We start from the raw sequence: 20982 nt of genomic DNA on the forward strand, positions 1-20982 counted from the left end.
CGCAGGCGACGGCCTCCCTTGCGCGGCTATGTGGCCCAGCAGGATTGCACGGTGCCGGTCGTTGCCTGCGCGACGGTCGGGATGGTCTCCACGAGTGCTCGTGTGATCTCCTCGGACGCGGGGTACTCGATGACCCGCCAACCGACGATGCCGAAGTCCTCATCCAATGCCTGCACCGCGCATGCGAACGACGTCCCAGCGGGTGGCGTGGCTTGGAAGGATACGGTCACGGTGCGCGCATCGACCAGCTCGTATCCGGTCTCGTCGAATCCGACGTCGTCGAGCGAGTTCGAGACAGTCAGCCACGAAAGCCCGGCGACAGACAGGATTGCCGCCGTCGCGACGGTGACCCAGAACACGCGGCGGCGGATGGGCCGCGGTCCCCGACCGTAGCGGTCGGCGAGCTCCTCTTTCGTCGTCACGTAGTGCGCCCTATCTGCGGCTGCGAGCATCGCGGTCGGCGAGCTCGGTGAGGCGTGCGTTGTAGGCCTCGAGCTCGGCTTCGCCGGTGCGGTCGGCGTGCCGGTCTCGCCGCTTGGTCTCGCGGTCGTCGCTGCGACTCCACTGAATCGCGACCGTGATCGCGAGGATCAGGGTGGGGATCTCACCGATCGACCACGCGATACCGCCGCCGGTGTACTGATCCTCGAGCGGTGTGACACCCCAGGTGCGACCCATCGACCCGAACCAGTCGGCGACCATCAGCCCCGACTGCATCATGATGGCGATGCCGAAGAACGCGTGCATCGCCATCACACCGATGAGCAGCAGCAGCCTGCCGGCGTAGGGAAGCCGCCACGGCACCGGGTCGATGCCGATCAGGGAGAGCGCGAACAGGTAGCCGGTGATGAGGAAGTGCGCGATCATCCACTGGTGGCCGAGGTGGTCGTACAGCGACCAGCGGAACAGGTCGGTGTAATAGAACACCCACAGTGAGCCGATGAACAGGGCGGCCGCGACGAACGGGTTCGTCAGGATGCGGGCGACGGGCGAATGCACCGCCCACAGGATCCACTCCCGCCCGCCGCGGGTGCCGTCGTCGCGTTTGCGGATCGCCCGGGCGGCGAGGGTCACCGGGGCGCCGGCGACCAGCAGCACCGGGATCGCCATCGTGAGCAGCATGTGCCCCACCATGTGCATGCTGAACAGGTAGTCCTGGTAGACGTTGACGACGCCGCCGGTGACCCAGACCAGCAGCACCATGCCGGCGACCCACATGATCGTGCGATACACAGGCCACGCGTCGCCGCGCCGGCGCAGCCGCCACACCCCGGCGAGATAGAAGAAGATCGCGAACCCGGCGAGCACCGCCCACAACATGTCCACGTTCCACGCGGTGACCCACCGTTCGATCGTGAGCTCCGGGGGCAGCGGGGCACCGGTGAGGCGTTCTGCCGGCGAGGGGATCTCGGGAAGCGGGGCCGGGTTCGGTGGCGGAGTGCGGGCCAGCGCTGCGGCGGCGCCGCTGGCCACACCCATCAGTGCCAGCTCGAACGCGATGAGCATCCAGAAAGGGCGGGATGCCGCGTCGGAGCTGCGCATCCTGCCGATCAGGCGGGTGCGGTACCACGCCCCGAAGAGGCCGAGGCCGACGAGCGCGACGACCTTGATGCCCAAGATCGCGCCATAGGGCGAGAGCAGATCGGACCACTCCTGCAGGCCGATGGCGGCGCGCACCGTGCCGGACACGGCGACGAGCACGAACGCGGCCAGAGCGATGCTCGAGTAGCGGGCGACGAGATCGGGGATGCGGCGACGGTCGAGGGCTGGACGGACGGCGATGAGCAGCAGGAGCCCGCCGAGCCACACCGCGGCGCCGATGATGTGCAGGATGAGCGCCATCATCGCCTCGTGGTGGAAGGCGTCATCGCCGGAGTGCCCCTGCGTGCCCATCGGCACGAGCGAGGCCACCGCCACCAGGGCGACCAGAAGCGTCCCGACCCAGGACCGCACGGCGAATGTCAGGACGGTGAGGGCGGCGCCGGCGACCGTCGTGATCAGCCATGTCCTGCCGACCTCGAGCTCGACGAGGAACCGGCCGAGCTGGGCACCGAACTGGGGGCCTGCGTCGATGGCCGGGTTGAACACGCTGAGAAGCGTGAGGAACCCGGTCGCGCCCGCGGCCACGGTGAACAGGGCTGCAGAGATCGACGCGGTATCGAGGGCGACGTCGAACTCGCGCTCACCGGCCCGCAGCGTGAACAAGGCGGTCACGAGCACACCGACCATGCCCGCGGCGGCGAGATTCACGACCAGTTTCGTGACCGGAAGCCCCCAGCGCACAACAGGGCCGGCGTCGCCGAGTGGGATCTGCGCAGCACCCCCACCGAACCACAACGCCCCGACCAAGGCGATGAGTGCGACCCCGCCGAGGATCGCAGGCCCTGCGACCCGCAAGACGCGAGGAGTCATTCCTGTCGCGGTCGGAGTGACCGCTGTCCGCGTTCAGTGGCATCCGCACCCGTGGTGGCGGGAATCGAGAGTATCGGGGTCATGTGCGTGCTTTCGGCTCGGGCAAGAGGGCGGGGCAGGGGTGCGGGGTCATGTGAGCCCGGAGTAGGAGTGGAGGCCCTGGAAGAACATGTTCACGATCGTGAAGTTGAACAGCACCGCGACGAACCCGATGATGGACAGCCAGGCGGAGCGGGTGCCGCGCCAGCCGCGGGTCGCGCGGGCGTGGATGTAGCCGGCGTAGAGCACCCAGATCACGAACGTCCACACCTCCTTGACATCGAAGCCCCAGTAGCGACCCCAGGAGTCGTTGGCCCAGATCGCGCCGGCGATCAGGGTGAACGTCCAGAACACGAACCCCACGATCGCGAACCGGTACGCGAGGGACTCGAGCACGTCGGCGGCGGGCAGAGTGCGCAGAAACCCAAGACCGTCGGCGCGGGCAGTGTCCGAGGATGCTCGGGTGCGGCGCTCCCGGCGGGCCTGCAGGAGCTGGGTGATGGAGATGCCGCAGGCGATCGCGAACAGGGCGGTGGCCAGGGACGCGACGAAGACGTGGATGACCAGCCACACGCTCTTGAGCGGATCCATCAGCGGAACGACCTCGACGTAGAACGAGACCGTCGCGCCACCCAGCAGCAGCACCACCATGCCGATCAGGAACGCACCGAGGAAGCGGAGGTCGTAGCGGCGCAGCACCAGCAGGTAGACGGCCACGATCAAGACCGTGCCGGTCAGCGCGAACTCGTACATGTTCGCCCACGGCACCCGCTCCGCGGCGATGCCGCGCAGGATGGTGCCGGCCAGGTGGAACAGGAACGCGAGGACCGTCAGCGACGTCCCGATCCGCGCCCACAGCAGCCGTTGACGCTGCGCGGGCGGCGTGCGAACACTGTCCACCGACCCACTCTGGGCGTTGTCCGTCTGCTGGCCCGCCCGTGCGGTAGCGCCGGCCAGGACCGGCTCCCGCTGCGGGACGCTGGCGGGGACGGAGCGCCCGGCCAGGTCGATGGTGTACGCGATGAACGCGAGCAGGTAGGTGGCGATCGCCGTCCACACCAGCAGCAGTGAGATGCCGTCGAGGGAGAGCGCGTCGGTTCCGGTCATGGCAGGGTCGTCCTCTTCGTCGTTGCGGTCAGGGGGTGCCCGCGAGCGGGGTGGCGCGGTAGATCCGTGCACATCGGTCAGCCCGCGTTCGCTTCCAGCCAGGCCAGCGAGTCCACGGCCGCGCTCAATGTTCCCGCCGTCAGCAGAGTGCGCCGGCTCACCCCGGCCCGGAATGCGCGGCTCTCCGCGGGCGTGGGCGCGCACCCACACTCCTCCGCCGTCAGGTCACCAGGAAGGGTGAGATCGCTGCCCGTCGCCAGCGTTCGCAGCGACCAGGCCAGTCGACCTCCGGCAGGCCTCATCCGTGGCGTGTTCATGGGTGCCTCCCCGGATCAGTCGAACGATCTGCGGCGGCCGCACGCGTGCGGGCACGGTGGGAGAACCCCGCCGCGGTGAGAGCGCCGGCGGCAGCGAGGACGATGAGAGCGGTGAGCCAGGGACCGAGGATCACCGCCGGGGTGAGTCCGGTGCGCAGCGGGACGGTGGTGATCGACGCGTCAACGGTGTCGACGCCGATGCTGTCGACGGTGGTGCCGTCCGGGGTGATGACCTGGCTGGTGCCCACCGTGGAGACGTTGACGACCGCGCGGCCGGTTTCGATGGCGCGCATCCGGGCGAACGCGAGCTGCTGCAGGTTCTCGTCGGTGCCGCGGAAGTCGGCGTTGTTGGTCTGGAACACGAACACCTCTGCGCCGGCGCGGGCACCGTCCCAGATCACGGCGTCGTAGATCACGTCGAAGCAGATCGCCAACCCCACCCCGACGTCGCCGACCTGCACGAGCGGCGGGTTGCTGCCGGGGGTGTATTCGCGTTGGATCAAGCCCACCAGGTCGGGGACGATCAGCTCGTAGAACCACCGGTCCGGCACGTACTCGCCGAACGGGACCGGGTTGACCTTGTCGTGCCACTGCCGGCCCGTGGGATCCGCGGTCCACAGCAGGGACGTGTTGAAGACATCGTCGCCGCGGGTGGTGGCGGCGTTCATCAGCAACGGCGCCCCGGCCGAGCGCACGACCCGGTCCAACGCCTCGGCGGCGGCGGGATCACTGAGCGGGTCGGCGTCGACGCCGCCCTCCGGCCAGGCCAGCAGATCCATCGGCTGCCCGTACAGCGGCACCGTGGCGGCGGTCTGCGCGGCCAGGACGTCGCCGGGCACCTTGTCGTCGAAGTACCCGGTGGGGCCGTTGCCCTGCACCCATCCCACGCGGAACTCCCCGGCCGGCGCGGTGGGGAACTGCGGCGCTATCACCAGGAGAGCGGCGACGCTCACAGCAGGGTGCAACCCGAGCATGAAGCGGATGCCGCCGGCGCGGATCCACTGCACCACAGAGGCGCACAGAATGACGATCAGCAGGGACAGGCCGGTCACGCTCGTCCACGACACGGCCTCCGCGAGCGGGCCGCCCACCTGGGTCATCCCGAGGCGCGCCCACGGGAACCCGGAGTACGGCCACGCACCCATCACCACCTCACGGGCCGTCCACAGAACCCCGATCAGCGGCGGTACCGCGAGCAGCTGCACGAGGCCGCGGGCCGGATAGCGGGCGGTCCACCGGTAGGCGAGCGCGATCGGCACCGCGCCCGCGCCGAACAGGACCGCTTCCAGCCCGGCGAGGGCAAGCCACGGCACCGGGCCGAGGAACTCCCCCACCCACACCAGATGGGTCGTGTAGAACACGGCGCCGAACACAGTGCCGACCAGCAGCGCCCCGCCGATGCTGCGGCCGATCAGGGCCACCAGGGCGACCGTGACACTCACGAACGTCAACGGCCACCACCCCACCGGTGCGGAGGCGAGATCCAGCAGCAGGCCGGCGGCCGCGGATGCCAGCACCGCCGCCCACACCGGCAGCGACCATGCCGCCACGGTGCGGCGCGGCGTCTCCTGCTCCGGCGCGGCGGCCGGGGCGGGTGTCGGCAAAGGCGTGCGCATCGGTCAGGTGTCTTTCTGGTGGAGTCGGGTGAGGTAGTCGTTGTACGCGTCGAGCTCAGGGTCGCCGTGTGCGTCGGCGCGACGGTCGGCGGCGACCGCTTGGGCGGTGTCGTCGCGGAACCAGCGGTGCATGACGTAGATGAGCATCAGCAAGGTGGGGGCCTCGCCGTAGGACCAGGCCAGCCCGCCGGCGAGGCGCTGGTCTTCGATCGGGTCGATGCCCAGCGCGCTCGTCGGGCCGGCGAACCCGTCGATGAGGGTAGTGGTGGCCATCATCAGGAAGACGCCGAAGAAGGCGTGCAGGGCGGCCTCGGCGAACACGTCCAGGGCGCGGCCGCCGTGGCTCATCCGCACCGGCAGCGGGTCCGACGACAGGATCGGGATGGTGAACAGCATCCCGGCGACCAGGAACCCGACCTCGAGGAGGGTATGGCCGGTGACGGTGGACAGGATCGGATCGGCGAAGTTCGCCAGGTACAGACCGTAAAACGCGGCCAGGTATAGCGGCACCGCCAGCCACGGGCTGAGCAGCCACCGTGCGGTGCGACTGCGTAGCCCGGCGTGCGCGGCGCGGAGCACCAGGAGACCTGGGCCGTGGTGCGGGGTGGCGCGCAGCAGCAGGGTGCCGGGAGAGCCGAGGACCAGCAGCGGCGGGATCGCCATCATCAGGGTGAGCTGCTGGAACATGAACACCGAGAACAGGGCGTACCCGAAGTTCTCCACCGCCAGGCCGGTGACCGCGGCGAGGGCGACGCAGCCGAGCAGGAAGCTGACCGTCCGCCACACCGGCCAGCCGCGGCCGCGGACCCACATCCGGATCGCACCGGCCAGGTAGGCGACCGCGAGGAGTCCCGCGAGGAGCGGTAGCACCGGAGCCGGAAGCGGGGCCGGGGTGAGGAACCCGCCGAGGGTCGGCGGGGCGTCCGGGATCCACACGGTCGTCACGGTGTGTCCTTCGCAGGCTGGTCTACGCCGAGGGCGTGCGCGTGGCGGGTCGCGAACTCGTCGACGGCGCGCGCCAAAGCGGGGTCTTCGCCGCGGGCCAGTCCCGCGTACTCGACGTGCACACCATCCGGGGTGGTGCGGGCTTTCACCCAGAGCCGGCGGCGGGGCACGAACAGGCCGGCGAACAGGCCGAGGGTGGCGAGCACGGAGAACGCGAGCACCCAGCCGCTGCTGGGGTCGCGTTGGATCTGCAGCGACGCGAACCGCTTCACCGGCTCCTCCGCCGTGACCTCCTCCCAGGTGATCGTGCCCCACCCGTTCGGCAGGTCGACGGTGGCGCCGGGGGTGAGCTCAAGGGAGTCGGCGGCGGTGTCGCCGCCGGTGTGCTGGGTGAGCCCGTCGACCTCGAGCGTGTACACCGACCTCGGAGTGCCGTCGTCGATGCCGAGATCCCCGCTGAACACGTTGAGAGTCAGCACCGGATTGACCACGTCCGGGTAGACGGAGGTGAACGCGCCGGAGGGCAACACCCCCTGGGTGGGGTAGAAGAACCCGACCAGCCCGACCTGTTCGGGCAGCCCGTCCGGGATCTTGATGATGCCCAGCGAGGTCATGTTGGAGTCCTGCGGCAGGAACGGCTGCGACTCGCTGTACACCACCTCGCCGGCGGCGTCGCGGATCGTGAGGGTGGGGGCGTAGCCGTTGCCGAGCAGGTAGATGCGATCGCCGTCGACGGTGATCGGGTAGTTCACGATCACGCTCTGCGCCCGATCGTCCTGCCCGGGTTGGCGGATGGTGATGTCGGCGGAGAAGTCTCCGGCCTGGCCTGCGCCGGGGGTGCCGGGCAGCCGGTAGGAGACCTGGAAGTCGTCGAGGGTGAGCGAGTAGGGGGCAAGGCCCGTGCCGTCGACGAAACGGCCGGGGTTGAACGAGGAGTAGTCGCTGAGCGCGTTCACGAACGTGGTGCCCTCCACCACCACCCGCTGCCCGGTATACGCGAACGACCCGCCGATCGCGACCGAGACCAGCACGCCGACGAGGGCGACGTGGAAGATCAGGTTGCCGGTCTCGCGCAGGTAGCCGCGCTCGGCCGACACCGACGCGGCTCCGCGGGCGTCGTATCGCTCCACCCGGTATCCGGCCTTGCGCAGCTGCTCTGCCGCGACGTCGATCGCGTGCGCGGCCGGGTCGGTCCTCCCTTCCTCTCTCGGCAAGGTCAGTTCCCGGTACTCCGAGAGCCGCGACAGCCGGGCCGGGGTGCGAGGGGGGCGGGAGCGGAGCGCCTTGTAGTGGTGCTTGGCGCGCGGGATCACGCAGCCGATCAGGGAGGTGAACAGCAGCAGATAGATCGCGGAGAACCACGGCGACAGGTACACGTCGAACAGGCCGACCGCATCGGCGAGGGGGAACACGTCAGGGTTGTCCCGCTCCCACTGGATGACACCGTTGGGGTCGGCGCTGCGCTGCGGGAACAGGGACCCGGGGACGGCGGCGATCGCGAGGAACAGCAGCAGGACCAATGCGGTGCGCATGCTGGTCAGCTGCCGCCATGCCCACCGCAACCACCCGGTGATGCCCAGCGCCGGCTGGGTGATCTCCGTCGCGGATTCGCTGTCGGCGTGGTCGCCGGGGCGTAGCGGGTCGGCGGTGACGTCGATGCCGGTGTCAGAGCGGGAGGGGGACATTGATCACCACCTGTTGCAGCTGCGACATCAGTGCCGTCCACAGCCCGGTCACCATCAGCAGGCCGAGGGCGATGAGCATGGCCCCGCCGATGATGTTCAGGGCGCGGATGTGGCGGCGCAGGAACGTCACCGATCGGGACGCCCACCCCCATCCGGCCGCGAGGATCAGGAACGGGATGCCCAGGCCCAGCGAGTACGCGAGCCCGAGCAGGCCCGCGCGGGCGGGGTCACCGAGGTTCCACGACATAGAGATGATCGCTGCGAGCGTCGGGCCGATACAGGGGGTCCAGCCGACGCCGAGCGCGAACCCGAGAAGCGGCGCCCCGATCAGCCCGGTCCTACCCTGGGCGCGAGGGCGGAGGGTGCGCTGGGCAATGCCGAAGAAGCCGAGGAACACCAGGCCGAGGGCGATGATGACGACCCCGAAGACGCGAGTGAGCACATTGGCGTATTGCAGCAGCAGGTACCCGAAGGTGCCGCCGAGGATCGTGACGGCGACGAACACCACGGTGAACCCGGCGATGAACAATGTCACGCCCAGCAGCAGCCGCGCGCGCTCCGCCGTCACCGTGCGCCCCCCGTCCAGCGTGGGGGCCGCGGTCGTCGTGGTGGTGCTGCCGAGGTAGCCGAGGTAGCCAGGCACCAGCGGCAGCACGCACGGGGACACGAACGACACCAGCCCGGCGAGGATCGCGACCCACAGGGCGCCGTCGACGATCACCGCTCCCGGATTCATGAGGTGTCCTCGGCGAGGGTGTCGGCGACCAGGGTGGACAGGATCGACGCGCTGGCCAACTGCCCGATGATCCGCGCCGCGACCCGCCCCTCCTGGTCGATGACCAAGGTGGTGGGGGTGGCCTGGATCGGAGTGACCTGCGCGAACGCGAGCTTGACCCGTCCGTCGTTCACGTCGATCACGCTCGGGTAGGTGACGTTGTTGTCACGGGCGAACGACAGTGCGGTGGCTGGCTGGTCGTAGGTGTTCACCCCGAGGAACGCGACGCCCTGGTCCTGATACTCCTGCCAGACCTCCTCGAGCATCGGGGCTTCGACGATGCACGGCCCGCACGCGGCGTACCAGAAGTTCACCACCAGCACCCCGCCGCGGTAGTCGTCACTGGACACCGTCTCCCCGGTCTCGGTGACGCCCTCGAACACCACCGGCTCCCCGCGGTCGGCATCCGGGATCTCGACGATCTGGAAGTCACCGGCGATGTAGCCCTTCTCGCTTCCGTCCCGGTACTGCTGCGCGAGCGAGTCGCTGGACGTGCACCCGGCCAGCAGCAGCGCCGCGACCAGCGTCATGGCGGCAAGGACGCGGCGGCGGATCATGCGCGCTTGACCTTGATCAGGGCGCCGGCGACCAGGAACACGACCGCGGCGACCGGCTGCGCCGCAGTCCACACCGGGCCGGTGAACGGGAACGGGAACACCGGGTTCCAAATCACGGCGATCACGACGAACACAGGCAACCACCACCACTGCCGCGCCTGGATCGCGAACCACCCCACGATGACCGCGAAGATCGCGGCGACGAACAGCACAACGGTGAACCAGTCCCCGCCCATCAGTACCGGCGCGAGGAACAACACCGCCGCCGCGAGCAGCCCCGGCGCGAACGCGTTGCGCTGGTATACGGACGAGGTCCGCTGCTTCGCCATCATGACCCGCTCACCACGGAGCCCGTCGCAGGCGCCGCGCTGTCCGCGCTGACGCGGGAGCGGCGGTGTCGGGTCCACAGGCTCAGGCCGAGGACGATGACGCCGGCACCGAGGGCGACGTCGGCGAGGTTGCCGATGAACAGGTTCCCGTAGGCGAGGAAGTCGGTGACGTGCCCGACCCCGAACCCAGGGGGGGAGAACAGCCGGTCGATCAGGTTCCCGATCGCGCCCCCGAGGATCAGGCCGATCCCCATCGCCCACCATCCGGTCCGCGCCCGCGCGGCGGCGACGACCAGCAGCACCACGGCACCGACCCCGAGGAGAGTGAGCAGCCCGGTGACCCCGGCTCCGAGGGAGAGGATCGCGCCGGGGTTGAACGCGAGCTGCAGCCCAAGCAGATCCCCCAGCAGCGGGATCCGCTCCTCCTGACTCAACCCTCCCAGTGCGGCCGCCTTCGTCGCCTGGTCGACCAGGACCACCACAGCGGCGGCCAGGCACGCGACCGCGAACCGCCGGGTCTGCTCACGAACCATCAGCGGCTCCTCCTGCGTTCGCGAGGGCCGCTGATAACCCGGTCATCAGACCGGCTATCAGGAAGAGGTTTTTGGTGTCAGAAGTCGAAGAGGTCACCGAGGAACCCTTCCTTCCGCCGACGCCCGGAGCGACCGTGATGATCCCTGTCGCGGTCAGAACGGTGGTCGCCCTCGCGCGGATAGGGGGCGGTGCTGGTTTGCCGGCCGCCGCCAGCAAGGTCGGCGGCGCGGTCGATGATCTTGTCGAGCTCGCCACGGTCCAGCCAGACGCCCCGGCACTGCGGGCAGTAGTCGATCTCGACCCCGGAGCGTTCCGTGATCAGCAGGGCGGTCCCGTCGACCGGACATTTCATGAGGGGTTCTCCTTCTGTTGCTGGTCGTCGGCGGTTCCACCATCCGCGGCGGCCGCGGCCGCGGCTGCTCGGTCGCGGCGACGACGCTCTCTGGCCACCATGAGCACGACCACCAGCGCGCCGCCCAGCACGATTACGCCACTCAGGACCGCAAGGACGGGGAGGAGTTCCCCACCTCCGGATGGCCCGTTGTGAACCTCTCCGGACGTATTGGCGGCAGATGTGGGAGACGGGTCGGGTGTCTGCTCCTCGGTCGCTTCGGGGGTAGGGGCGCTGGTGGGGACGGTGACCGCTTCGACGGTGTACTGGTACTCGTTGCTGATCGGGTGCCCGTCGCTGGACACGACCCGCCACCGCACCGTGTACACGCCCGCCTGACCAGGCGTCACCGCCTGGGTGACCGTGGTCCCGTCGATGACCGGATCCCCCGATGCGATGTTCTGCCCGTCCGGGGCGACCACCTCAATGATCACGGCGCTGAAATCGGTGAGGATCTCGCCGCTGAACGTCAGCGAAATCTCCTCCGGGACCACGCTGACCGTGGATCCGGCTTCCGGGGAGGAGGAGACGATCTCATCGTGCGCGGCTGCGGGCGCCGCGGTGGCGAACAGGAGCCCGGCGGCCAGCAGCAGCGTCGTCAGAGTGGACAGGAGGAGGATGCGTCTCCGTGAGCCGGATCGGTGCGGGTGTTCGTGGTCGGTGACGGTGGTCAAGGCGGTGGTCCTTTCAGGGCCGGTTGATGATGTGCTGGGCGATCGTCGTCGCGTCTTTCCAGACCCCGGCGAGGGTGTCGGAGCCGCGGCCGCCGTACTGCGGCATCCCCGCCACGAACAGCCCGGGCAGGCCGGTCAGGGTGCGCCGCGGCCGGTCGACGCGGGCCGGTTCCGGGAGCCAGTCGTCGCCAGGGGTGTAGCCGGTGGCGAGGATCACCGAGCGGGGGGATGCCTGCGTGCCATCGGCGAAGGTCACCCCGGCGCCGGCCGCGTCCTGCACCGCAGCTGCGATCGTGACCCCGACGCGGCGCAGCTGCTCATAGCTGTCGCCGAAGATCGGCTCGGGGCGACGCTCCCGCGAGAACAGCGGCACCCTCTCCCCCGCCGCGGCGGGATAGCTCATCGCGGGGCGATGCTGCCGCCGGGTTCGCACGGACAGCGTCACGGTGTGCGACGCGGACAGTTCGCGGGCCAGCTGCACACCGCTGTTCCCGCCGCCCACGATGAGCACGTCGCCGACGGGGATCTGCTTCGGGTACAGGTACTCGCTGCTGTGCAGCACCACCCCGGGCATCGTCAGCAGAGACGCCCACTCCGGAATCCGCGGGTGCGCGGCCGCGCCCGTCGCGCAGATCACGTTGCGGGTCTGCACCTCCCCTGCCGTCGTCGACAGCAGCAGAGTCGAGCCGTTCCCGCGATGCTCCACCCCGGTCGCCTGGATGCCCCAGACCGTCTCCACGCCCAGCCCGGCTTCCACGAAGGTGAGGTAGTCCGCCATCTCGTCCACTCGCGGATGCCGGCGCTGGTCACCCAGCAGCCGCCGCGGAGACAGCGCGCTATGCCGGGCGTCGCTGAGAAGCTCCATCGAATGCCACCGTGAGGACCAGGAACGCTGCCCCGTGCTGGCGGCGTCGATCACCACAAACTCGTGCTGCGGCCGCAGCCCTTCCGCGGCCAGAGCCGCGGCAACCGCGAGCCCAGACTGCCCGGCGCCGACGATGATCGCCCGCCGATGCGTCAAACCCGCCCGCATCACCGGCCACCGTTCACCGCAGCCTGGATGGCGTTCTCGAGGTCGTCCCACTCCTGCAGCTCGAGCAGCTCACCGTCGAGGAAGAACGTCGGCGTGCTGCTCACCCCGAGCGCCTGGCCCTCCTCGAAATCCAGCTCCACCCGCTCCGCCGTAGCCGGGTCCGCCACGGCGGCGTCATAGGCGGCCATGTCCAGACCGATCTCCTCCGCGAAGCCACGGAACAGGTCGGCGCGAGACTCCTGCGCCTCACCCCACTCCGCCTGCGTCTCGAACAACCGGACATACATGTCCTCGAACCGGTCCTGCTGCGCGGCCGCTTCCGCCGCGACCGCCGCGTTCTTCGAATTGAAGTGACCGGGCAGCGGGAAGTAGCGGACCACATACGTGATCTCCCCAGCGAACTGCTCCCGCATATCCTCCACGATCGGGAAGAACGCGCCACACGCCTCGCACTCGAAGTCGAGGAACTCCACCAGGGTGACAGCGCCCTCCCCGCCGTCGTCGAGGACATGCGAGCTCTCCCGCACCACCTGCGGGGATGCGTCACCGCCCCCAGATGAAGGTGGAGCGGACTGGCTCTGATTGACAAGGACATAGATCAACGCGGCGATCACCATCACCACCACAACGGCAATGGTGACGAGCGTCGCCTTCACAGGGGTTTTCATCGGGTACTCCAAACCAAGACACGGCACAGGACAGAACCCGGGCACGCAGCCCGGGACGAAGCGCCACCCGGAAAGGGTGGCGTGCCACAATGTCAGGTTCGGGAAAGACCCAACTGCGTCAACGAAAAGACAATCGGGTGAGCACGGGCAGCCGGCGCCGGAAGCAGCGAAGGCATCCGTGGCCCGTCACCGAGAACCGGAGGCATCCGCCGACGCCACAACCCCCGCAGCACCACCATGAACGTCAGCCCGCACAACACGCCCAACATGCACAGCGCAGCGCCCACCAACGCGTTCGGCCCAGAAACGACGCCACCGGCGACCGCCTCATGCTCGACTGGGGCGTCTGCCACGGGCTCGACGTGGGGGTCCATGAACCCAGAAATCACCAGCGGAACAGGAGTCGAACCGTCCGCCTCTGTGTGACCCGTCGCTGCCAGACCCAACATCAGCAGCAGCGCCAAACCGACGCTGGTAATGAGCCTCATTATCAACAATTGCTCATTCAGCGTCGTGGAGCGCGGAGTCCGGGCCGAAGAGACCATCGCCCACAGCCTACCGTGCGCACCTAAACCCATTCGGAGCCCGGTTCACCCGAGCACGGGAGCGCCGGCAGCGCCGGCCGGGTCCGGCGCGGCTAGCCGGTCAACCAGGACGATGACGACGGCAACGGTGGCGAAGGTGGCTTTGATGGGGGTCTTCACAAGGGCCGGTTCCAAGTCGGGCGGTGTTCTGCCACCGCGGGGCGAGGGGTCGGTGGTCAGGCGTGGGCGGGTTCGGGCTGGCGAGCGGGCACCGTGGCGAGTTGCCGTAGCGCAGCGGGGCGACGGGCGGCGCGGACGCCATTGAGGATGACGACGACCTCGGCGATCTCATGCACCAGCACGACGCCGGCGAGCCCGAGGATGCCGAACAGGGCGAGCGGGAACAGCGCGACGATGATCGCCAGAGCCAGACCGATGTTGGCGGTCATGATGCGTCGGCCGCGGCGGGCGTGGGCGAGGGCGCCGGGGATGAGGCGGAGGTCGTGGCCGATGAAGGCGACGTCGGCGGACTCGATCGCCGCCGCGGAGCCTTTCACACCCATCGCGATCCCGACCGTCGCCGTCGCCAGTGCCGGGGCGTCGTTGATGCCGTCGCCGACCATCGCGGTCGGTTGCTGCGTGACGAGCGCCTCAATCGCGGCGGCCTTGTCGGCGGGCAGCTGCTCGGCGCGAACGTCGGTTACGCCCGCCTCGGCGGCGATGGCGTGGGCGGTGCGGGTGTTGTCGCCGGTGAGCATGATGGTCTCAATGCCCTGCGACTGCAGCATCCGGACCGTCTCGGCCGACTCCGGGCGCAGCTCGTCCCGCACGCCGATCAGGCCGGCGATCTGCCCGTCCGCCTCGACCACGACGACGGTCATGCCCTGCGCGGCAATCGCCTCCGCGTTCAACTGCTGGCCGGCGGGATGGAGCCAGCGGACATTGCCGACCCGGATCGCCCGGCCGTCGACGGTCCCGGTGATGCCATGCCCGGCCTCCTCGACCACCTCCGTTGCGGGGCTGGCGACGGGTGCGGCCGCGATGATGGCCGCGGCGAGGGGGTGGGTGCTGGTGGCCTCCACGGCGGCGGCCCAGGCGAGCAGGTCGTCGCGGGTGATACCGGGTGCGGGCTGGACGTCGACGACGGTGGGCTCGTTGCGGGTGAGGGTGCCGGTCTTGTCGAGGGCGACGGCGCGGATCGTGCCGAGCTGCTCGAACGCTTCACCTGACTTGATGACGACGCCGAACTTTGACGCCGCTCCGATCGCGCTGATCACCGTCACGGGCACCGCGATGGCCAGCGCGCACGGGGATGCCGCAACCAGGACGACGAGGGCGCGTTCGATCCAGGTCCACGGGTCGCCGACCAGCAGCCCGAACAGGGCGACCACGGCAGCGGCGATCAGGACGACGGGAACGAGCGGCTTCGCGATCCGGTCGGCGAGGCGTGCCCGGTTGCCCTTGCGGGCGTGGGCCTGCTCCACGAGGGCGACGATCTGGGTGAGGGAGTTGTCGCGGCCGTCCGCAGTTGCCTCGATCCGCAACGTCGCCGCCCCGTTGACCGAACCGGCGGCGACCGGATCGCCGGGGCCGACCTCGACCGGGATCGACTCGCCCGTGATCGCCGACGTGTCCAGGCTCGACCTATCCTCCACGACCACGCCGTCTGTGGCGATGCGATCGCCGGCACCGATGACGAGGATGTCCAGCTCACGCACGTCCGCGGCGGGGATCGTGACGTCGCTGGTTAGGCGGGAGACGCGGACAGTGTCGGGGATGAGGGACAGAAGGGCGCGCAAGCCTTCCTTGGCGCGGTCCATCGCCCGGTCTTCAAGCGCCTCGGCCAGGGAGAACAGGAACGCCAGGGTCGCGGCCTCGCCAACGTGGCCGAGCAGGACCGCGCCGATCGCGGCGATGGTCATCAGCAGCCCGACCCCGAGGCGACCGCGGATGAGGCGGCGGATCGCGCCGGGGACGAAGGTGTAGGCGCCGGCGAGCAGCGCCGCCCACTGCAGCACCAGCGCCGGGATGTGCAGACCAGTCCACTCGAACGTGTATCCGGCGAGGAGGAACAGCCCGGACAGCGCGGAGGGAAGCAACGCGAAGTCGCGCCACCAGGGCGGGCGGACCTCCGGCTCCTCGTCCGCCTCGGTGGGGGTGGTGGCGAGGTCGGGGCCGCAGCAGGCATCGCCCGCATCGTGCACCGCGCTTGGCGCCGCGGTCTTGGAGGAGGGTTCCGCGGCGCAGCAGGCGTCACCGGTCGAGAGCGGCCGGGACAGTTCGATGCGCCGGACCGTACCGGGCTTGCGCGGCTCGTTGGGGCCGCAACACTCTTCGCTCACTGCACGCTCTCCTTCGTTGCGGGGGCGGGCGTCTGCTCTAGGAACGTGAGCGCGGCCAGTGCGTCATCGGTGCCGGTAACGGAAAGGCGCAGGTCGGGGTGGGTCGTGTCGATCGCCCAAGTCGCGAACGCGCAGCAGGACTGCTCGGTGCGGACCAGCTCCGTCAGCCGGGCGGTCGCGTCGTCGATCTTTGGGTAGTGGACGGTGATCTGGGCGGCCGTCCTGTCGATGTCGAGGAGGTAGTCGTCGTTGAATTCCTGCCACGCGGCTAGCTGTGCAGCACCAGCGCCGGGCGTCAGCGTGCAGGCCACCGGCAGCAGGTCACGGTCGATGAGGCTCATGCGCAGCACTCGCACTGATCGTCCATGCACGGGGCGCCCTCGTCGACGGCGACGACCGCCTCGAGCAGCTGTCGCAACCCCTGGGTCAGATGCGGGTCGGCGATCTCATACCGGGTGCGCCGACCTTCCGGTGTGGCGACGATCAACCCGCAGCCCCGCAGGCACGTCAGATGATTCGAGACGTTCGTGCGGGTCAGCTCGAGATCTCGTGCCAGCTCAGCCGGGTAGCCGGGAGCGTCCAGCAGTGTGAGGAGGATCCGGGAACGGGTCGGGTCGGCCATCGCCCGACCCAGCCGGTTCATCACATCGAGGCGAGAAGTAAGAGTCAGCACAGGCTGACTATACATTCTCCGCTGTACTAATGCGAGGGCGGATGAGTCGCGGTACCCCGGCGACCATGACCACCATTGCGACGAGCTCCACCAAGGTCTGAGTCACTACAACCAACGGCGTCAGAGCGAAAGATGCCGGCAGCGCGAGAGCGAGCGGGAGCACGACCAGCGAGTTGCGGGTGACCCCGCTGAACGTGGCCGCCCGGCGGCTGGGAACATCCAAGCGTGCCGCGCTCCCGAGGAGCGCACCGAGTGGTGCCACGATTAGGACGAACACGACGAACACGGGAACCGCGATTAGCAGCTGGCCGAGAGCGCTGCTCACGCCGAAGACCTGCGAGCCGATCACCACGGCGAGAGTCAGCATCATCAGCGGCACCATTGCCGCCAGCACCACGCCCTCGATCGCGCGGCCGGCACGGAACCGTTTCGCCAGCAGCTGCGTGGCGGCGGCGAGAACGAGCGGCAGCACGATCAACAACAGAAATGCCTCCACGAACGGATGCGGGTCGAACGCACCCACCACCTCGGCGCCGGCCATCAGCCACAGGTACACCGGCAGCAACACGATCTGCAGAAGCATCAGCAGGGGCGTGGCAGCAAGCAGCCGCGCACGTGCACCGCCAGCCAGGCCAGTGAACACAATCACGTAATCCACACACGGCGTCAGCAGCACGAACAACACCCCAACGAGCACCGCCTGATCAGCCGCCACGGCGCGACTCAACCCGAACACGACCACCGGCACGACGACGAAGTTCAGGACGAGCACGACGCCCAGGAACCGCCAATCCGTGAAGGCCCGGCCGATCGCCGTGAACGGCACCCCCAGGAACGTCGCGTACAGCAACAACCCGAGCACGGGATTGATCGCCGACTCGAGCGGATCCGCCACCGCCGGCACGAGTAGACCGACCACCGCACCCACGGCGATCGCTGCGAGGTAGAGCACTACCTGATGCCGCTCCCACCACTCCACAGCTGTGCACACGAGCACAAGCCTGTCGAATGTAGCCGGTTCGCCCCTAATCGAGTGAGCGAGTAACCCTTCACCCCCAGCCAATGGCAGGACTGCTAGGTGCATGCCAACTACCCGCGGAATCTGTCATTTCGGATAGGAACCGACACGGCACTTACACGCATCGTTCTCACCAATCTTTCGGATCCGCCACTTGTCCGCCACTTCATCTAAGAATCCGCCATCTTCGCCGAGAACCTACACGATGACCGCCGAGCCGAAATGTCCATATGGACACACCGTGGACATTTCATCTGCGAAAAGGACAACTTCAAAAAAAACCTACAAACGGATCAGCCGGCAGGCGCCATATCCGTGAAGCGCGAGAAGTGGCCCTGGAAGGCGACCGTCACCGTACGCGTCGGACCGTTACGGTTCTTCGCCACGATCAGGTCGGCCTCGCCGGCGCGCGGGCTGTCTGCCTCGTAGGCGGACTCGCGGTGCAACAGGATGACCATGTCGGCATCCTGCTCGAGCGATCCGGACTCACGTAGATCCGACAGGGCCGGTTTCTTGTCCTGCCGCTGCTCGGGGCCACGGTTCAGCTGCGAGAGCGCGATGACCGGTACGCGAAGTTCCTTGGCGAGCAGCTTGAGCGCACGCGAGAACTCGCTGACCTCTTGCTGACGACTCTCGACGCGCTTACCGCTCGTCATGAGCTGGAGGTAGTCGATGACCACCATCTTCAGGTCGGCGCGCTGCTTGAGGCGACGGCACTTGGCCCGGATCTCGACGAGCGTCATGTTCGGGCTGTCGTCGATGTAGAGCGGAGCGTCGTTGATGCGGCCACGGGTCGCGGCGATCGTCGTCCAGTCACGCGAGTCGAGCGTGCCCTTGCGCATCGTGTGCAGCGGCACCGCACCCTCGGCGCTCATCAGACGCATCGCAATCTCGCTGCGACCCATTTCGAGCGAGAAGAAGATGGTCGGAAGGTTGTGACCGATCGAGGCGGCACGAGCGAAGTCGAGCGCCAGCGTCGACTTACCGAGGGCGGGTCGCGCAGCGATGATGATCAGCTGGCCCGGGTGCAGGCCGTTCGTCAGGTCGTCCATGTCGGCGAAGCCCGTGGGAACGCCCATCATTTGACCGTCGCGGCCGCGGGCAGCCTCGATCTCTTCGACAGCCGCGTCGACGGCGACCGTCAGGGGAACGTAGTCTTCGGTGTTCTCGTTGCCGTTGACCGAGTAGATCTCGGCCTGCGCATTGTTGACCAGGTCGAGCGCCTCGCCCTGGCCCGAATAGCCCATCTGCACGATGCGCGTGCCGGCCTCGACCAGGCGGCGAAGCAGGGCACGCTCGGCAACGATCGACGCGTAGTACCCGGCGTTGGCCGCGGTCGGCACGATCGACGTGAGCGTGTGCAGGTAGTCCGCGCCGCCGGCGCGCTGCAGCTCGCCCGTCTTGATGAGCTCATCGGTGACAGCGACCACGTCGGTGGGCTCGCCGTGCGAGTAGAGCGAAAGGATGGCGTCGAAGATGAGCTCGTGCTTCGGCACGTAGAAATCGGGGCCGCGGAGCGTCTCGATAACGTCGGCGACGGCATCCTTCGACAGCAGCATGCCGCCGAGCGCGGACTGTTCGGCGAGCGTGTCGTGCGGGGGAGTCCGCTCGGGGCCGCGGGGGGCTCCACCCATGCGGTCTTCCGAGATGTCAGCTATCGACACCGCGCTCCCTTCCGCCGAAACCGGCCCACCACTCGCGTCACACCAGTGGAAATATGTCCGGCCCGTCTCGGGGCGCGGAGTACGTCATGCAGCCCTGACGAGCGCATCTCTTTCGGAAAACGCCGAGCGGGTGTGTCTGATCGCCGGGTCCCCCGACAGCAGATCAGACACCTCCGACACTCGCCCGGAACGTCCTGTTCCAGCCTCCCCCGAAGTGCGCTCCCTCACGGTATGGGGACGTAGATTCACCCGCAACACGGCCTGTGGATAACTTTGTGGAAACTCGGGCAGACACGCCGCTATGCCTGTGTATGAAGCCTGTGGAGAACTAGATGAGAGGCATCTCATGTAGTCTTTTTTATGCACTCTGATCAGGGTGTCGTATCTGCACAGCCTGTGGAAACAGGATGTGTTTGAAGCCCTGCTTGAAGGTTCGTCATTGAGGGTCGGGGTGTGCACAACCTGGGGGCGTTTTGCGATACGGGGGTTTACGAACATCGCTCCCCGGCGTATTCTCGCTGGCTACATAGGCATTGATGCGCAAACCAGATTGTCCAACCGGGGGGTGAGGACATGAACGTTGACGTTGAACCACGACAGGGTCGATGGTCACGTTTGCTCCTGCTCGCGGGCGGAGTCGGTCTTGCGTGGTGCGCTCTCACGACCTTCGGTCAGTCGACCAGCGCCTCAGCCGCAGAAGACGATCCGAGCGGTCTGCTCGGAGTCGTCAGTTCGACGGTGCAGCACACGACATCCGCCGTCACCAACGTGATCGACACCGTCGAACCCGTCGTGGTCGACGTGGTGCAGACTGTCGTCCCTGCGGCCCCGGCCCCCGCGCCCGCGCCGCAGGCACCCGCCTCCGGCGCCCACAATCCCGCAGCCACCCACGCTCCGATCGTCGCGCCGCTCGTCCAGGGCGTCGCGAATGTCGCGACCACGGCCGTCTCTGAAGTGACTGGCGCCACGACATCCGCTCTTCATGGCACCGCCGACACGGTCGATGCACTCGCGGGAGTCGTGGCCGACACGACCACCGGCATCGTTTCGAACGTTTCGATCGGAGAGGCCCTCGATCCGCTGCTCGCGGCGATCGATGGGCTCCCGCTGCTCGGTTCGGTGACCTCGAGCACGGGCCTGACGGACACCGTGGGCTCGACGATCTCCGTGGTGGACCAGCTCCTCACGGCGGTTACCGGCACGACCACCGCGATCGTCGGCAACCCGGCGCAACCGGGCACCGGAGCCATCCTTCCTCTTCCCGACACCTTGCTTCCCGGCACCCTGTTTCCCGGCGAAGAAACCCAACCGATACCGGTCGTGCAGTCGGTGCCCTCTGCTGCGCCGCTCACGGCACAACAAGCGTTGGTGTTCGGCGGGTTGTTCGCCGGCGCACTGGTCATCGGATCGGTCGTGCCGATCCTGTCCGCATCGTCGGCCGGCTCGGGGCGCTGGGGATGGCCTCACGCGCCGTCTGCGCCCGCTGGGTCGTGCGGGGTGCTCTCGGCCGGGATATCGGCCGCGGCGACGCTGTGGGCCGCTCTCGTCGAATTCTCGTGGCGTGTGCACGCGCACGGCGCCGCCATCCGCTCTCTCTCGGACGACGCCCTTCCGGGCGCGCCCGTCTTCGCAACCGACGTCTCTCCTGACTGACGGGGATCGCGTCGCGCACTCGTGCG

The 20982-nt window shown here is 68.6% G+C and carries 21 protein-coding genes; 1 reads left to right on the top strand and 20 read right to left on the bottom strand.

Annotated features, from left to right (window positions below; genetic code table 11):
* Positions 1 to 26: 26 nt before the first annotated feature.
* The 20 genes from ACXZ1E_RS08575 to dnaB form a co-directional block, all read right to left on the bottom strand.
* Positions 27 to 422, bottom strand: coding sequence for a DUF4307 domain-containing protein (locus tag ACXZ1E_RS08575; protein ID WP_045246023.1), 396 nt, complete (start codon positions 420 to 422; stop codon positions 27 to 29).
* Between the two features lie 10 nt (positions 423 to 432).
* Positions 433 to 2412 (bottom strand): cytochrome c oxidase assembly protein, encoded by a 1980-nt coding sequence (locus ACXZ1E_RS08580; RefSeq protein WP_045246025.1) that lies wholly within the window; start codon positions 2410 to 2412, stop codon positions 433 to 435.
* 129 nt (positions 2413 to 2541) lie between these two features.
* Positions 2542 to 3558: a c-type cytochrome biogenesis protein CcsB gene (ccsB, locus tag ACXZ1E_RS08585; protein ID WP_045246027.1), complete on the bottom strand. Its 1017-nt coding sequence runs from the start codon at positions 3556 to 3558 to the stop codon at positions 2542 to 2544.
* Between the two features lie 313 nt (positions 3559 to 3871).
* Positions 3872 to 5491: an apolipoprotein N-acyltransferase gene (lnt, locus tag ACXZ1E_RS08590; RefSeq protein ID WP_101305216.1), complete on the bottom strand. Its 1620-nt coding sequence runs from the start codon at positions 5489 to 5491 to the stop codon at positions 3872 to 3874.
* Between the two features lie 3 nt (positions 5492 to 5494).
* Complete coding sequence (locus ACXZ1E_RS08595; protein WP_045246896.1) at positions 5495 to 6436, bottom strand: cytochrome c oxidase assembly protein; 942 nt, start codon at positions 6434 to 6436, stop codon at positions 5495 to 5497.
* On the bottom strand, positions 6433 to 8121 hold the full coding sequence (gene resB, locus ACXZ1E_RS08600) for a cytochrome c biogenesis protein ResB (RefSeq protein WP_045246897.1): 1689 nt from the start codon (positions 8119 to 8121) through the stop codon (positions 6433 to 6435). The genes ACXZ1E_RS08595 and resB overlap by 4 nt, the downstream gene beginning before the upstream one ends.
* The gene (locus tag ACXZ1E_RS08605) at positions 8102 to 8857 is read right to left on the bottom strand and encodes a cytochrome c biogenesis CcdA family protein (RefSeq protein WP_458040134.1); all 756 of its coding nucleotides are present in this window, start codon (positions 8855 to 8857) and stop codon (positions 8102 to 8104) included. Before ACXZ1E_RS08605 ends, resB begins: the two co-directional genes overlap by 20 nt.
* A complete protein-coding gene (locus tag ACXZ1E_RS08610; protein ID WP_045246899.1) occupies positions 8854 to 9453 on the bottom strand; it encodes a TlpA family protein disulfide reductase in 600 nt (199 codons plus the stop codon). Before ACXZ1E_RS08610 ends, ACXZ1E_RS08605 begins: the two co-directional genes overlap by 4 nt.
* A complete protein-coding gene (locus tag ACXZ1E_RS08615) occupies positions 9450 to 9782 on the bottom strand; it encodes a DUF6804 family protein (protein WP_458351925.1) in 333 nt (110 codons plus the stop codon). Before ACXZ1E_RS08615 ends, ACXZ1E_RS08610 begins: the two co-directional genes overlap by 4 nt.
* Positions 9782 to 10315 carry a signal peptidase II gene (locus ACXZ1E_RS08620; RefSeq protein ID WP_045246901.1) on the bottom strand — a complete coding sequence of 178 codons (534 nt, stop codon included), beginning with the start codon at positions 10313 to 10315 and terminating at the stop codon, positions 9782 to 9784. The genes ACXZ1E_RS08615 and ACXZ1E_RS08620 overlap by 1 nt, the downstream gene beginning before the upstream one ends.
* A 77-nt stretch (positions 10316 to 10392) precedes the next feature.
* Positions 10393 to 10668, bottom strand: coding sequence for a TFIIB-type zinc ribbon-containing protein (locus ACXZ1E_RS08625; RefSeq protein WP_045246902.1), 276 nt, complete (start codon positions 10666 to 10668; stop codon positions 10393 to 10395).
* Entirely contained in the window at positions 10665 to 11381 is a 717-nt protein-coding gene (locus ACXZ1E_RS08630) for a copper resistance CopC family protein (protein ID WP_048809232.1), read from the bottom strand. Before ACXZ1E_RS08630 ends, ACXZ1E_RS08625 begins: the two co-directional genes overlap by 4 nt.
* A gap of 13 nt (positions 11382 to 11394) precedes the next feature.
* Positions 11395 to 12402 carry an NAD(P)-binding domain-containing protein gene (locus tag ACXZ1E_RS08635; protein ID WP_231902747.1) on the bottom strand — a complete coding sequence of 336 codons (1008 nt, stop codon included), beginning with the start codon at positions 12400 to 12402 and terminating at the stop codon, positions 11395 to 11397.
* 11 nt (positions 12403 to 12413) lie between these two features.
* The gene (locus ACXZ1E_RS08640; RefSeq protein ID WP_458351926.1) at positions 12414 to 13070 is read right to left on the bottom strand and encodes a DsbA family protein; all 657 of its coding nucleotides are present in this window, start codon (positions 13068 to 13070) and stop codon (positions 12414 to 12416) included.
* 104 nt (positions 13071 to 13174) lie between these two features.
* Positions 13175 to 13627, bottom strand: a complete 453-nt coding sequence (locus ACXZ1E_RS08645) for a hypothetical protein (RefSeq protein WP_045246905.1) — start codon at positions 13625 to 13627, stop codon at positions 13175 to 13177.
* Positions 13628 to 13842: 215 nt separating this feature from the next.
* Positions 13843 to 15948, bottom strand: coding sequence for a heavy metal translocating P-type ATPase (locus ACXZ1E_RS08650; RefSeq protein ID WP_458040135.1), 2106 nt, complete (start codon positions 15946 to 15948; stop codon positions 13843 to 13845).
* Positions 15945 to 16289 carry a hypothetical protein gene (locus ACXZ1E_RS08655; RefSeq protein WP_048809235.1) on the bottom strand — a complete coding sequence of 115 codons (345 nt, stop codon included), beginning with the start codon at positions 16287 to 16289 and terminating at the stop codon, positions 15945 to 15947. Before ACXZ1E_RS08655 ends, ACXZ1E_RS08650 begins: the two co-directional genes overlap by 4 nt.
* Positions 16286 to 16621 (bottom strand): Cd(II)/Pb(II)-sensing metalloregulatory transcriptional regulator CmtR, encoded by a 336-nt coding sequence (cmtR, locus tag ACXZ1E_RS08660; protein WP_067165134.1) that lies wholly within the window; start codon positions 16619 to 16621, stop codon positions 16286 to 16288. Before cmtR ends, ACXZ1E_RS08655 begins: the two co-directional genes overlap by 4 nt.
* 7 nt (positions 16622 to 16628) lie before the next feature.
* Positions 16629 to 17612: a bile acid:sodium symporter gene (locus ACXZ1E_RS08665; RefSeq protein ID WP_204947467.1), complete on the bottom strand. Its 984-nt coding sequence runs from the start codon at positions 17610 to 17612 to the stop codon at positions 16629 to 16631.
* 320 nt (positions 17613 to 17932) lie between these two features.
* Entirely contained in the window at positions 17933 to 19303 is a 1371-nt protein-coding gene (gene dnaB, locus ACXZ1E_RS08670; protein WP_458040136.1) for a replicative DNA helicase, read from the bottom strand.
* A 573-nt stretch (positions 19304 to 19876) separates the two neighbouring features.
* Here dnaB and ACXZ1E_RS08675 point away from each other — a divergent pair.
* A complete protein-coding gene (locus ACXZ1E_RS08675; RefSeq protein WP_458040137.1) occupies positions 19877 to 20956 on the top strand; it encodes a hypothetical protein in 1080 nt (359 codons plus the stop codon).
* Positions 20957 to 20982: the final 26 nt, after the last annotated feature.

The sequence above is a fragment of the Pacificispira sp. HM-600 genome, from assembly GCF_977993705.1.